Below are 11631 nucleotides of genomic sequence, written 5' to 3'. Positions count from 1 at the left end.
GCCTCAAGAAGGAGTAACATCGGGGCTTGCAGCGACGGACCTCAGGACACTCTTACACCACGTCTGCGCGCGCGACCAGGTGGGTCATGTCCCGACGTACATTTTTGGGAGTATTCAGCATTGGAGCGCGCCGTGCGCCGTCCTCGGCGCCCCATTTGATGCGCACATTGCGTCCGATCGGCATAAAAAGTGCCGCCGATGGCGAAATACGCCACCGGCGGCACTTAAAACAGTCGTTCTGCGCCTCATTCAGGGCATGCCAATGCTGAATACTCCCAAAAATGCACGTCGCAAGAGGGGGTACCTGCCCAATCGGCTAAATTCCCGCAAGTTCGCAGTAGCGGTCGACGTTGCTGCCAAACACCATCTCGACGGCGCCCTTTTGCACAGGCTCCGCCGGTGTCTTTCCCCACAGCAGGTAATCGCCTAAGGTCTTGGCGCCACGATATGCCAAACTCACTGGGTCCTTGTAGACGATATTGGTAAAAATGCCGCGACGCAGGGCAAGCACACTCTCGGGAAACAGGTCATTGCCGATCACCATGACCTCGCCCGCCTTGCCGGCCGAAACGAGCGTATCGGCAACCAGCTCGGAGCCCACGGCAAACACGCTGCAGATCAGCTCGGGGGCGTCCGGAGCCTTGAGACGATTCTTGAGCTCGCGCTCGAGCTGCTTGACCTGGGCATGAGCGCCGGTAAGGTCCTCGACCTGCCAAGGAACATCATGCTCGCGCAGGTACGTATGGAAGGCGCGAGCGGTCAGATAGTGTGAATCGGTATAGGGGTCGCCCGCTAGCAGGAGCACACGGGCATCGACACCAGCGGCGTGAACCAAGTTGACCGCCTGCTCGGCCATCAGGCTGCCCGCCGTTGAATAATCAGCCAGACTGGCGCCCAGACGGTCGAGGTGCGGACGGTCGCCGTCGACGAGCTCGATCGTCACGCCCGCCTCGGCAATCTGCCCCAAAAGCTCAGTTGCACGATCGTCGCCCGGCGCATAGGCAAGCAAGCCATCAATCTTCTCGCCCACCTGCAAACGCTCGTCGATTTGCTCGAGCGCATCAGCGTAGCCGCCCACGCCAAATTCAACACGCTCAACCGTAATGCCCTGGTCGATGACCTCCTGCTCAAAGCGATTGCAGCCCTCCCACAGGTAACGGAAAAAGTACGCTCCCTCGCGCGATGCGCGGGGCAGGCAAAACACCAGATTGATATCCTTGCGGCGCAGGCTTGAGGCACTTGTGTTGCGGTGATAGCCCATGGCCTCGGCCTTGGCGTTCACCTTGGCGCGCACGGATTCGCTCACGCCGGCCTTTCCCGTCAGAGCCTTGTGCACGGTATTGATGGAAACGCCAAGCTCGGCGGCTATGTCCTTCATGGTTACGCGAGCGCTCATGCGGTTACTCCGTTATAGATAAGTTGCCAATTAATAGTCCAGTTAACGATACCCCAAAAATGCTCTTCGACTCGCCGCGCTCTCCCTCAAATGCGCAAAGCGCCCCGCGAACGGATGCTCGCGAGGCGCTTAGATGTCTGGGCCTTACTTGATTCCGCGGCCCAAGTCTTCGGCGATTTTGTCCACGCCCTTAAGTGCAGCGCACGTCTTTTTGTTGGAGCAATGCCCCGTGCAAACGCCACCCTGGGCGCAGTCGGCGCAGGTGCCCTTGCGGTAGATGCGCACGCATACCGCGACAAACGCAATACCGATAACAGCCAGTACAACAATATCGATAGGTGCCATAGCAAGCCTCCTCTAGTTAACCATCACTTACTTTACCCCATTCTCCACCTACCAAAAAGGGACAGGTTTATTTTGGTCGGTTTTATCTGCGGAAACGCCATATCTTACTTCTGGAGCAAAGCAATCTGTCCCCCATTGCACCATCCCCAATGCACCAAAAAGCCCGGATATCGCGAAGATACCCGGGCTCGTGGAAAGGGGCTACCTTGATGCAGGATTAGGCAGAGATGGCAGCAGAAGCAGTGTTGGTCTCGTCCTCGTCCGTCCAAGCAAACTTAGGCATGGGACGGAAAATCTGGAAGAGCATCGCAACCAGCAGCACAATGGCCACAACCGTCCAGATACCAAACTGCCCCAGAACAAGCAGGTTGTAGAACTGGTTGATGAACAGGGCGATCACCCAAGCAAAGGCGCACTCGTAGCCGATGGCAATCGCAGTCCACTTGCCGGAGTCCATCTGGTTGCGGATGGTGCCAATGGCGGCAAAGCACGGAGCGCACAGCAGGTTGAAGGCGCCGAAGGCAACGCAGGCGCCCATGGTGGGGAACATGCCCGCAAACGCGGTCCACAGGCTCGGGTCGGTCTCGCCCGCGTCGGCGACGGACAGCAGCGAGCCGGCGGTGGCGACGACGTTCTCCTTAGCGACAAGGCCAGAGACAGTCAGCGCAGTTGCCTGCCAGGTGCTAAAGCCGAGCGGGGCGAAGATCCAGGCAACCAGGTTGCCCAGCATGGCGAGCACAGAGTAGTCCGTGAACTCCTCGGGGATGCCGTCCATCGCAGGCAGGAAGCCAAAGGAACCGTTATAGCTACCAAAGTTGGAGAGGAACCAAACGACGACGGTGGACGCGAAGATGATCGTGCCGGCCTTCTTGATAAAGGCCCAGCAGCGCTCCCACACGTGTAGTGCCCAAGAGCGGATCGCCGGGAAGTGGTAGGCGGGAAGCTCCATAACGAACGGCGTCGGGCGACCGGCGAAGAGTTTGGTCTTCTTGAGCATGAGGCCCGAGGCGATGACGGCAAAGACGCCCAGGAAGTAGAAGAGCGGGCTGATCCACGCGGCGGTGGTGGAAGAATCGCCGATGATGGAACCCATGAGCAGGGCAATAATCGGCAGCTTGGCGCCACAGGGAATGAACGTGGTGGTCATGACCGTCATGCGGCGGTCCTTCTCGTTCTCGATGGTCTTGGTAGCCATGACGCCGGGGACGCCGCAGCCCGAGGACACGAGCATGGGGATGAAGGACTTACCGGACAGGCCAAACCGGCGGAACACGCGGTCCATGATAAAGGCGACGCGGGCCATGTAGCCGCAGTCCTCCAGGAAGGACAGCATCACAAAGAGCAGGAACATCTGCGGGACGAAGCCCATGATGGCGCCAATACCGCCGACGATGCCGTCGCAGACCAGCGAATCGACCAGGCCACCGTCCTCGGTGCCACCCGCCACAAGTGCGTCGTGGACCATGGTGGTAATACCCGGAACATACGGGCCATACTCCGCCGGGTCAACCGAATCGGCGGCGTCACCCGCAGCCTCGACTGCTGCGTCATAGGCATCGCGGCCCTGACCGAGCACATACCAGCCGTCGGTTCCAAAGAGCTGGTCGTTGGTGAAGTCGGTCACCGTGCCGCCCAGAGTGGAGACGGCGATGTAGTACACGCAGAACATGATGACCACAAAGATCGGCAGGCCCAGGATACGGTTGGTAACCACGCGGTCGATCTTCTCGGAGGTGCTCATCTTGGCCGGAGCCTTGGTGAGGCACTCGTCGATGATGTGGGCGATCACGCCGTAGCGCTCACCGGTGATGATGGACTCGGCATCGTCATCGCAGTCCTGCTCGCACTGGGCGACCAGCTGCTCCACGCGAGCGGCCTTCTCCTTGGTGAGATTGATGAGCTTGCAGGCGTCCGCATCGCGCTCGAACAGCTTGACGGCATAGTAGCGGCGCTTGTTGGCGGGGACGCTTGCCGGCAGGTTGTTCTCGATGTGGTCCAGAACGTCCTCGATGGAGGAGTCGAACTTGTGCTCCGGCACCTGGCCCTTGGAAGCAGCGGACTTCTTAACCTGCTCAAAGAGCTCCTTGATGCCCTTGTTCTTAAGAGCGGAGATCATCATAACCGGGCAGCCGAGCTTCTTGGAGAGCTTGTCCGTGTCAATCTTGTCGCCATTCTTCTCGACCAGATCGGCCATGTTGAGGGCGACGACCACAGGCAGGCCGGTCTCGATGACCTGAAGCGCCAGGTATAGGTTGCGCTCGAGGTTGGTGGCGTCGACCACCTGAACGACGACATCGGGCTCGCCGCTCATGAGGTAATCGCGCGAGCATTGCTCCTCGGGGCTGTAGGGGGAAAGCGAGTAGATGCCGGGGAGGTCCGTGATGGTAACGTTCTTGTCGCTTAGGAGCTTGGCTTCCTTTTTCTCAACCGTGACGCCGGGCCAGTTGCCAACGTAGCCGTTGGCGCCGGTGATCAGGTTGAAAAGCGTGGTCTTGCCGCAGTTGGGGTTACCCGCCAGCGCGACATGGATCTGAGAATCCGCCATTCAATCCTTCTTCCTTGTGTGCCTGCGCTGCTTTCTCCGCGCAGGCTGGATAATGTGCTTCAAAGTTGCAGCATTAAGTTAGAAAAACCTAACTTTATCTGCAGAAATATACGTCGCGAGCCCTTACTGGACCTCGACGACGGCCGCCTCCTCCTTGCGGATGGAAAGCTCGTAGCCGCGCACGTTGATCTCGACCGGATCACCGAGCGGTGCAACCTTCACGACCTTGAACGAAGTGCCCTTGATGAGCCCCAAGTCCATAAGGTGGCGGCGAAGCGCACCCTCACCGTGAAGCTTGACGATGGTGGAGCTCTCGCCCACCTTAACGTCACCCAACGTCTTCATCCTCTTGTCCCCCTTTCGGTTTTTTTGAAATGCTGCGGACTAACCGACAGTCATGATGTGCATGGCAACCTTGGAATCGATACCAAAGCGTGCGCCCAGCACGGTGACGATGATATTGGCGCCACTCGAGCTCACCACGTGGATTTCGTTGCCCTCGACAAAGCCGAGGTCCTTGAGGTGGTGCTTCATGTCCTCATTGCCCTTTACGCGAGACACGCGCACGGTTTCGCCCGCTTTTACCATCGAAAGCGGCATGGCCGGCATCTGCGGTCCGCAAGACATGAGTTGCTCCTAACGTCAGTTCGTCCTCAACATCGACGCGTTAAAAGTTAACCACGTCTATGTTCGCTATAGTAAACTAGCACGTGGTTAACTTTTTGGAAAGGGTCCCTATTCAGATTTCGAAAAAGTTTCCTATACGAAACAAAGGGGCGCAGCAAAGGACCATCCTTTACCACGCCCTGTCATGCTTAAAGCGAGAGGTTTCTGATCGACGTAACACAGGAAGCCTCATCCACGCCCGAAACGCGGAACACGATGTCCTCGCCGCACTCGCCGTAGAGAGCCATGAGTCCCATGACATCGCGGCCATCCGTGTGGCGATCACCAATCGAAACCGACACGTCACTACGGTGCTTGGCAATGATGTCATAGAGCAGCGCAACCGGGCGGGCGTGAAGTCCCAACGGATCTTTAATCGTCTTTGTAAACTCGACCATGTCCCCTCCCGCGGCATCGCACATTCGGCCGGCAAACCCAGCCACGTGGTAGTTATTGTACGTTACCGGCGCACCCCCGTCCCACAAAAAACGAGGGAAGGAGCGCGTCCTTCCCTCGCAACGGGCAATATGTAGCCGCTCGCCTACATCAGGCGCAGGCTGACGTCCTTGAGCTGGGCGCCGCTAACGGCACTCGGGGCGCCCGACATAAGGTCGGAGCCGCTGGCCGTCTTGGGGAACGCCATGACGTCGCGGATGGAGTCGGAACCGGTGAGCAGCATGCACACGCGGTCCAGGCCCAGAGCGAAACCGCCCATCGGGGGCGCACCAAACTTGAGGGCCTCCATGAGGAAGCCGAACTGAGACTCGGCGCGCTCCTCGGTAAAGCCCAGGAGCTTGAGCATGGACATCTGCATCTCGGCGTTGTGGATACGCATACCGCCGCCACCGGCCTCAAAGCCGTCCATGACAAAGTCGTAGGTGCAAGAACCTGCTGCCAACGGGTCGGCCTCGATCTTGGCGATGTCGGTCTCGGTCGGCAGAGTGAACGGCTGGTGCTCGGCTGCATAGGCCTTGCGGTCCTCGTCCCAGTGGAACAGCGGGAAGTTGACAACCCACAGGAAGTCGTGGCCCTCGCGCTTGATCTCGAGTGCGTTGGCCATGTGAGAACGCATGCCACCCAGGATCTCGTCAGAGAGCAAACGCGGGCCGGCGGCGAACATCACAAGATCGCCGGGCTCGACGTCCATGCGCTCGCGCAGGGCAGCCATCTCCTCGTCCGAGAAGAACTTGACGATGGGGCTGTTGATGGAGCCGTCCTCGCGGAAAGCGATCCAGGCCAGACCCTTGGCGCCAAACGTGGAGGCCACGCCGGCGAGCTTATCGATCTTGGCACGTGCCCAAGCACCGGCGCCCTTGGCGTTGATAGCCTTGACGACAGAGCCCTCCTCGTTTGCGGCGGTCGCAAAGACCTTGAACTTGGAGTTGGCAAAGATGTCGGTCAGGTCGACCAGGTGCATACCGTAGCGGGTATCGGGCTTGTCGGAGCCATAGGTATCCATGGCCTCCCAGTAGTTCATGCGACGCAGCGGCGTGGGCATCTCAACACCCATGCGACCGAAGGCATCGGACAGGACCTCTTCGAGCGCGCTCATGACATCGTTCTGGTCCACGAAGGACATCTCGATATCGACCTGGGTGAACTCGGGCTGACGGTCGGCACGCAGGTCCTCGTCGCGGAAGCACTTGGCAACCTGGTAGTAGCGCTCAACACCACCGACCATGAGCAGCTGCTTCAGGAGCTGCGGGGACTGCGGCAGGGCGTAGAAGTTGCCCGGCTGAATACGGCTGGGAACGATGAAGTCGCGGGCGCCCTCGGGCGTGGACTTGAACAGGGAGGGCGTCTCGACCTCCATGAACTCACGGTTGTGCAGCGCCTCGCGAATGGCAAAGGTAAAGTCGGAGCGCAGCTTGAGGTTAGCCATCATCTCGGGACGGCGGAGGTCCAGATAGCGATAGCGCAGACGGGTGTCCTCGCTGGTCTCGATGCCGTCCTCGATCTGGAACGGCGGAGTGACGGACGTGTTGAGCACCTCGGCATGGTCGGTCAGGACCTCGATCTCGCCGGTCGCGAGCTTGGTGTTGGTGGTCTCCTCGCCACGAGCGCGCACGACGCCGTGGATCTTGATGGGCCACTCGGGACGCATGGTCTCGGCGATCTTAAAGGCGTCGCCGTCGGAGTGCTCGGGGTCGAAGGTGAGCTGCGTGATGCCCTCGCGGTCGCGAAGGTCGCAGAAGATAAGGCCGCCGTGGTCACGGCGACGGCTCACCCAACCGGTGAGGGTGACCTCTTCGCCCACGTTCTCGAAGCGAAGCTCGCCGCAGGTACGGGTGTGCATGGAATGCTCATCGATGGGACGGGTCTGGCTCATACCAGTGATCCTCCTTTATGGATCTGTGCCGCCCCGTGTCGTTCCGGGCGGCGTCGTACAGATTTGCCCAGCCTGCGTAAACCGCGCAGCCGGACATGGCGTTCTATCTTATCGCACCCGCGTCGATGTGCCGCGGAAAAGTAGCTCATGCCCAAAGACTTGACGGAGACGAAACAATTGATGCGTCGCAGTGTCTGCCGACGCGCGCCACGTGCGACAATGTGCCCCAATACAACTGCACTCGGAAAGGCCCGCCATGACTGCACGCCTCATCGTTATGGATATCGACTCCACGCTCATCAACCAGGAGGTCATCGACCTGTTGGGCGAGGAAGCCGGCGTGGGCGAGCAAGTTGCGCAGATCACCGAGCGCGCCATGCGCGGCGAGCTCGACTTTAAGCAGGCGCTCGAAGAGCGCGTGGGGCTGCTTGCCGGCTTGGACGAGAGCGTGTTCGAGCGCACCTTTGCGCGCGTGACGTTTACCCCCGGCGCGCTGGAGCTTGTGCGCTCGGCGCACAGCAAGGGATGGAAGGTCGGCGTCGTGAGCGGCGGCTTCCACGAGGTCGCCGACAAGATCGTGGCCGCCGCGGGCATCGACTTTTGCCTGGCTAACCGCCTGGAGGTCGTGGACGGCAAGCTCACCGGTAAGCTGGCGGCAGACATCGTGACCAAGGAGTCCAAGCTCATCCGGCTGCTGGATTGGGCGGTTGAGTGCGGTGTCGATATGGCCCATACCGTCGCGATCGGCGACGGCGCCAACGATATCCCCATGATTCAGGCCGCGGGCACGGGTATCGCGTTTTGCGCCAAGCCCAAGACGCGCAAAGCCGCCCCGTTTGCCATCGACGAGCGCAACCTGATGCTCGCCATGGACATCATCCTGCGCGACTAGTCGATCCGTCTGACAATTGAATCAGTCTGTCCTATAGTTTCCGAACAATTTTGTCTTAGTGTTCGGAAACATACCCTTTGAGTGCTAGACTTTGCGCCGTCGAAGGGAACATATATGGATAAGCAAGATCTTGAGCAATTGCTGAGCGATGTTGCCGGCGGAGCAGTCACCCCTGCCGACGCCCTCACGCGCATCCAGACGGCTCCGACCGCCGATTTGGGCTTTGCGCAGCTCGATCTTTCGCGCGGGGTGCGCCAGGGAGCCGGCGAGGTTGTCTACGGTGCCGGTAAAACCGCCGAGCAGATTGCCGCCATTATCGAAGCACTGCGCGATGCCGGCCAGGAGCGCATCCTGGTCACGCGCCTGGATGCCGAAAAGGCAGACCGCACCTCGGAGCTCCTCGACAACGGCATCGACCTGGGATATGTCCCGGACGCACAGCTCGCCCTCGTGGGCGGCAAGCCCTCCCCTACCGGCAACGGACGCATCGTTGTCGCCTGCGCCGGTACGAGCGACCTGCCCGTCGCCGAGGAAGCCGCATTGACGGCCGAGTTCTACGGCAACGAGGTCGACCGCCTCTACGATGTGGGTGTCGCCGGCCTGCACCGCCTGCTCGCACATGCCGAGGAACTTGCACAGGCGCAGGTGATCATTGCCGTCGCCGGCATGGAGGGCGCGTTGGCGAGCGTCATCGGCGGCCTGGTGAGCTGTCCAGTCATCGCCGTTCCCACCAGCGTGGGCTACGGTGCAAGCTTTGGCGGCGTGGCAGCACTGCTCGCCATGCTCAATTCCTGCGCCAGCGGCGTCTCGGTCGTCAATATCGACAACGGATTTGGTGCCGCCTACCAGGCAAGTCTTATCAACCATCTGAGCGTCGGCACGCCCCGCGCCCGCTAAGGAGCATTCCATGTCCAACCATCAGCACACGCTTATCATCGACGGCACCTCGGGCATCAGCGGCGATATGACCGTCGCGGCCCTGCTCGACCTGGGCGCCAGCGAGGAGCATCTGCGCGAACAGCTCGCCACGCTTCCGGTCGACGGCTTTGAGATTGCCGTGACGCGCGTAAACAAGCATGGCATCGACGCCTGCGATTTTGACGTCCAGCTTGCAGAGGAGCTCGAGAACCACGATCACGATATGGCCTGGCTCTACGGCAACGAAGCAGCTGCCGAGCACACGCACGAGCACGAGCACCACCATCATGACCATGGCGAGCACGAGCACTGCCATGAGCACGTGCACGCGCACGACCACGACCACGACCACGACCACGAGGGTCACCATCACGCCCACCACCATCACCACCGTTCTTTGACGGACGTCACCGACATCATCGACGGCTCGCAGCTAAGCGATGGCGCCAAGCGTCGCGCCCTCGCCATCTTTACCGCACTCGCTGCTGCCGAGGCCAAGGCTCACGGCAAAACGCCCGAGGCCGTCATGTTTCACGAGGTGGGCGCCGTCGACTCCATCGTCGACGTCTGTTCTGTCGCCATCTGCCTCGACGACCTGGGTATTGAGGACATCGTGGTCGAGTCGCTCTCCGAGGGCCACGGAACCATCCGTTGTGCCCACGGCCTCATGCCTATCCCCGTCCCCGCTGTCGTCAACCTGTGCCAGGCGGGCAATATCGCCCTCACGCCTGCACCGGTCGCCGGCGAGCTCGTGACGCCCACGGGCGCCGCCATCGTCACCGCGCTGCGCACGTCCGACCAACTGCCCTCACGCTACCGCATCGAGGCCGTCGGCTACGGCGCAGGCAAGCGCCCCTACGAGGGCTGCTCCGGCACGCTCCGCTGCCTGCTCGTTCACGCGGACGCATAGCCATGGATGCCCGCAAAGAAAAAAGCCGCGCTGCCATCGTTGCGGCGTTCTCCGAGCTGCTACGCGAAGAGGACTACGGCAAGATCACCGTCGGCGACATCATCGCTCGTGCCCATGTTGGTCGAGCCACGTTCTACGGCCTCTTTAAGAGCAAAGACGACCTACTGTCCGAGCTCGTGAGCGACATCTGCACCCACGCCCTCGACGACGATGGCACACCGCTCGACGACCCATTCGTGCAGGTCGAGCATATCCTCAACAATCTATGGGAACGTCGCCAGGGCGTCCGAGCGCTGGTAGCCGGCGCCGGCTCACGCGTCTTCGCCGACTGTCTCCGCAAGACCATCATGTCGCGCGCAGCCGAAACCGTCCCCGTCGACCCCGCAGGCCCCGCCGCCGCCATGGACCGCAGCTTCTTACTACACCACATAGCCTCAAGCTTCGTAGCCACCGTCCAATGGTGGGCCTGGCACAACTTCCAAGCAGACAAAGCCGACGTAGCCAAAGACTACCTATCAGCCATAAATCCCCTCTTCACCTAAGTAAGAATCTCACCCCAAAGCATCACCCCAACCCAAGGCGCCACACATCCCAAAGTGTCACCCGCGCTTCAACGCCCCCAACAGCAACAAGCCCCTCCCATCCAAATTCAAATTCAGATTTATACGTTGGGCTGCTTGTACGAACGCAACAAAGACCCCGCAGCTGGCCGCATGGGGTAACTTCCCAGCGCATTCCGCAGGACGAAAGAACCCCCGCCGCACGAAGTGCGCAGCGGGGGTTCTTTCATGTCCGAGGACGCGCTGGGAAGTTACCCCATGCGGACGGCGGACAACTATGTAGCCTTAGCCTAGAACATGCCCAAGAAACCATGCACAAACAGCGCGGCCAGAGCGGCACCGACAAACGGAGCGATGCCGGGAACAAGCAGGCCATACTTCCAGTTGTTGTCGGCCTTGTTCTTGATCGGCAGCACCTGATAGGCCATGCGAGGACCAAGGTCACGAGCCTGGTTCATGGCGAAGCCGGTGATGCCGCCCATGCCCATGCCAACGGCCCAAACGATCAGACCGACGCAGATAGCGAGCATCAAAACGTTCTCGCCGGCGCGGCTAGCGGCAGCAAGGATGGCGCTGATGAACACAAAGGTGCAGATAGCCTCGCAGAAGAAGTTGCGGGCATAGTTCGTGCCCTCGGTAGTAGGGTTGGTCGAGAAGATGTTGCGCTGGGCAATAGGGTCGACGACGCCCTCGGAAGCCTTGAACTCATCGGCATACATAAGCCAAGCGATTACGGCGCCCACAAAGCCGCCGAGCATATCGGCAATCATGAAGGGAATGCAGCTGCTCCACGGCACCAGGCCTACGATGCACTGGGCAAGCACCATGGCGGGGTTCATGCACACGGCACCGCCAAAGACAAACAGGCAGACCGAGATGCCAAAAGACCAGGTGGTGATGGCAAACATGTGGCCGGAGCCCTGATACTTGGTGCCCTTGAGCACGGTATCGCAGTGCACGCCCACGCCAAAGATGATCATGAGGGCCGTTGCGCCGAATTCGCAGAGGAGTTTGGTAAGCATAAAACCTTATCTTTCTTGTCGGTTATAAACGATTCGTTTAGGCCGCGT

12 protein-coding genes are annotated in these 11631 nt (G+C 60.4%); 4 read left to right on the top strand and 8 right to left on the bottom strand.

What is annotated here, in order from left to right; all coding sequences use genetic code 11:
• Window positions 1-316 precede the first annotated feature (316 nt).
• The 7 genes from I1M21_RS08765 to aspS form a co-directional block, all read right to left on the bottom strand.
• Window positions 317-1396, bottom strand: coding sequence for a substrate-binding domain-containing protein (locus I1M21_RS08765; RefSeq protein WP_195193267.1), 1080 nt, complete (start codon window positions 1394-1396; stop codon window positions 317-319).
• 144 nt (window positions 1397-1540) lie between these two features.
• On the bottom strand, window positions 1541-1741 hold the full coding sequence (locus I1M21_RS08760) for a hypothetical protein (RefSeq protein ID WP_035136858.1): 201 nt from the start codon (window positions 1739-1741) through the stop codon (window positions 1541-1543).
• Window positions 1742-1958: 217 nt separating this feature from the next.
• The gene (feoB, locus tag I1M21_RS08755; RefSeq protein ID WP_195193266.1) at window positions 1959-4286 is read right to left on the bottom strand and encodes a ferrous iron transporter B; all 2328 of its coding nucleotides are present in this window, start codon (window positions 4284-4286) and stop codon (window positions 1959-1961) included.
• A 123-nt stretch (window positions 4287-4409) separates the two neighbouring features.
• Complete coding sequence (locus I1M21_RS08750) at window positions 4410-4631, bottom strand: FeoA family protein (RefSeq protein ID WP_006234774.1); 222 nt, start codon at window positions 4629-4631, stop codon at window positions 4410-4412.
• 39 nt (window positions 4632-4670) lie between these two features.
• Window positions 4671-4913: a FeoA family protein gene (locus tag I1M21_RS08745; protein ID WP_022094360.1), complete on the bottom strand. Its 243-nt coding sequence runs from the start codon at window positions 4911-4913 to the stop codon at window positions 4671-4673.
• 188 nt (window positions 4914-5101) lie between these two features.
• Entirely contained in the window at window positions 5102-5350 is a 249-nt protein-coding gene (locus I1M21_RS08740) for an HPr family phosphocarrier protein (RefSeq protein ID WP_035136856.1), read from the bottom strand.
• A gap of 143 nt (window positions 5351-5493) precedes the next feature.
• Window positions 5494-7281 (bottom strand): aspartate--tRNA ligase, encoded by a 1788-nt coding sequence (aspS, locus tag I1M21_RS08735; RefSeq protein WP_161115468.1) that lies wholly within the window; start codon window positions 7279-7281, stop codon window positions 5494-5496.
• 256 nt (window positions 7282-7537) lie between these two features.
• On the opposite strand from aspS, the gene serB reads away from it, so the two are divergent.
• The 4 genes from serB (at window position 7538) to I1M21_RS08715 (ending at window position 10543) form a co-directional block, all read left to right on the top strand.
• Entirely contained in the window at window positions 7538-8173 is a 636-nt protein-coding gene (serB, locus tag I1M21_RS08730) for a phosphoserine phosphatase SerB (RefSeq protein WP_195193265.1), read from the top strand.
• A 114-nt stretch (window positions 8174-8287) separates the two neighbouring features.
• Window positions 8288-9070, top strand: coding sequence for a nickel pincer cofactor biosynthesis protein LarB (gene larB, locus I1M21_RS08725; RefSeq protein WP_195193264.1), 783 nt, complete (start codon window positions 8288-8290; stop codon window positions 9068-9070).
• 10 nt (window positions 9071-9080) lie between these two features.
• A complete protein-coding gene (larC, locus tag I1M21_RS08720; RefSeq protein WP_195193263.1) occupies window positions 9081-10001 on the top strand; it encodes a nickel pincer cofactor biosynthesis protein LarC in 921 nt (306 codons plus the stop codon).
• Between the two features lie 2 nt (window positions 10002-10003).
• Window positions 10004-10543, top strand: coding sequence for a TetR/AcrR family transcriptional regulator (locus I1M21_RS08715; protein WP_195193262.1), 540 nt, complete (start codon window positions 10004-10006; stop codon window positions 10541-10543).
• A gap of 308 nt (window positions 10544-10851) precedes the next feature.
• Here the strand turns inward: I1M21_RS08715 and larD are convergent, their stop codons facing one another.
• A complete protein-coding gene (gene larD, locus I1M21_RS08710; protein ID WP_152067525.1) occupies window positions 10852-11583 on the bottom strand; it encodes a D/L-lactic acid transporter LarD in 732 nt (243 codons plus the stop codon).
• Window positions 11584-11631 lie beyond the last annotated feature (48 nt).

This window comes from Collinsella aerofaciens, assembly GCF_015546965.1.
Taxonomy (GTDB): Bacteria; Actinomycetota; Coriobacteriia; order Coriobacteriales; family Coriobacteriaceae; genus Collinsella; species Collinsella aerofaciens_X.
The sequence above is the reverse complement of the archived record's forward strand: the minus strand, read 5'-3'. Positions and strand labels throughout refer to the sequence as shown.

Coding starts and splice junctions, on each gene's coding strand:
- I1M21_RS08715 (WP_195193262.1), top strand. CDS start 10,004: ATGGATGCCCGCAAAGAAAAAAGCCGCGCTGCCATCGTTGCGGCGTTC.
- I1M21_RS08740 (WP_035136856.1), bottom strand. CDS start 5,350: ATGGTCGAGTTTACAAAGACGATTAAAGATCCGTTGGGACTTCACGCC.
- larD (WP_152067525.1), bottom strand. CDS start 11,583: ATGCTTACCAAACTCCTCTGCGAATTCGGCGCAACGGCCCTCATGATC.
- serB (WP_195193265.1), top strand. CDS start 7,538: ATGACTGCACGCCTCATCGTTATGGATATCGACTCCACGCTCATCAAC.
- larC (WP_195193263.1), top strand. CDS start 9,081: ATGTCCAACCATCAGCACACGCTTATCATCGACGGCACCTCGGGCATC.
- I1M21_RS08760 (WP_035136858.1), bottom strand. CDS start 1,741: ATGGCACCTATCGATATTGTTGTACTGGCTGTTATCGGTATTGCGTTT.
- I1M21_RS08745 (WP_022094360.1), bottom strand. CDS start 4,913: ATGTCTTGCGGACCGCAGATGCCGGCCATGCCGCTTTCGATGGTAAAA.
- I1M21_RS08765 (WP_195193267.1), bottom strand. CDS start 1,396: ATGAGCGCTCGCGTAACCATGAAGGACATAGCCGCCGAGCTTGGCGTT.
- feoB (WP_195193266.1), bottom strand. CDS start 4,286: ATGGCGGATTCTCAGATCCATGTCGCGCTGGCGGGTAACCCCAACTGC.
- larB (WP_195193264.1), top strand. CDS start 8,288: ATGGATAAGCAAGATCTTGAGCAATTGCTGAGCGATGTTGCCGGCGGA.
- I1M21_RS08750 (WP_006234774.1), bottom strand. CDS start 4,631: ATGAAGACGTTGGGTGACGTTAAGGTGGGCGAGAGCTCCACCATCGTC.
- aspS (WP_161115468.1), bottom strand. CDS start 7,281: ATGAGCCAGACCCGTCCCATCGATGAGCATTCCATGCACACCCGTACC.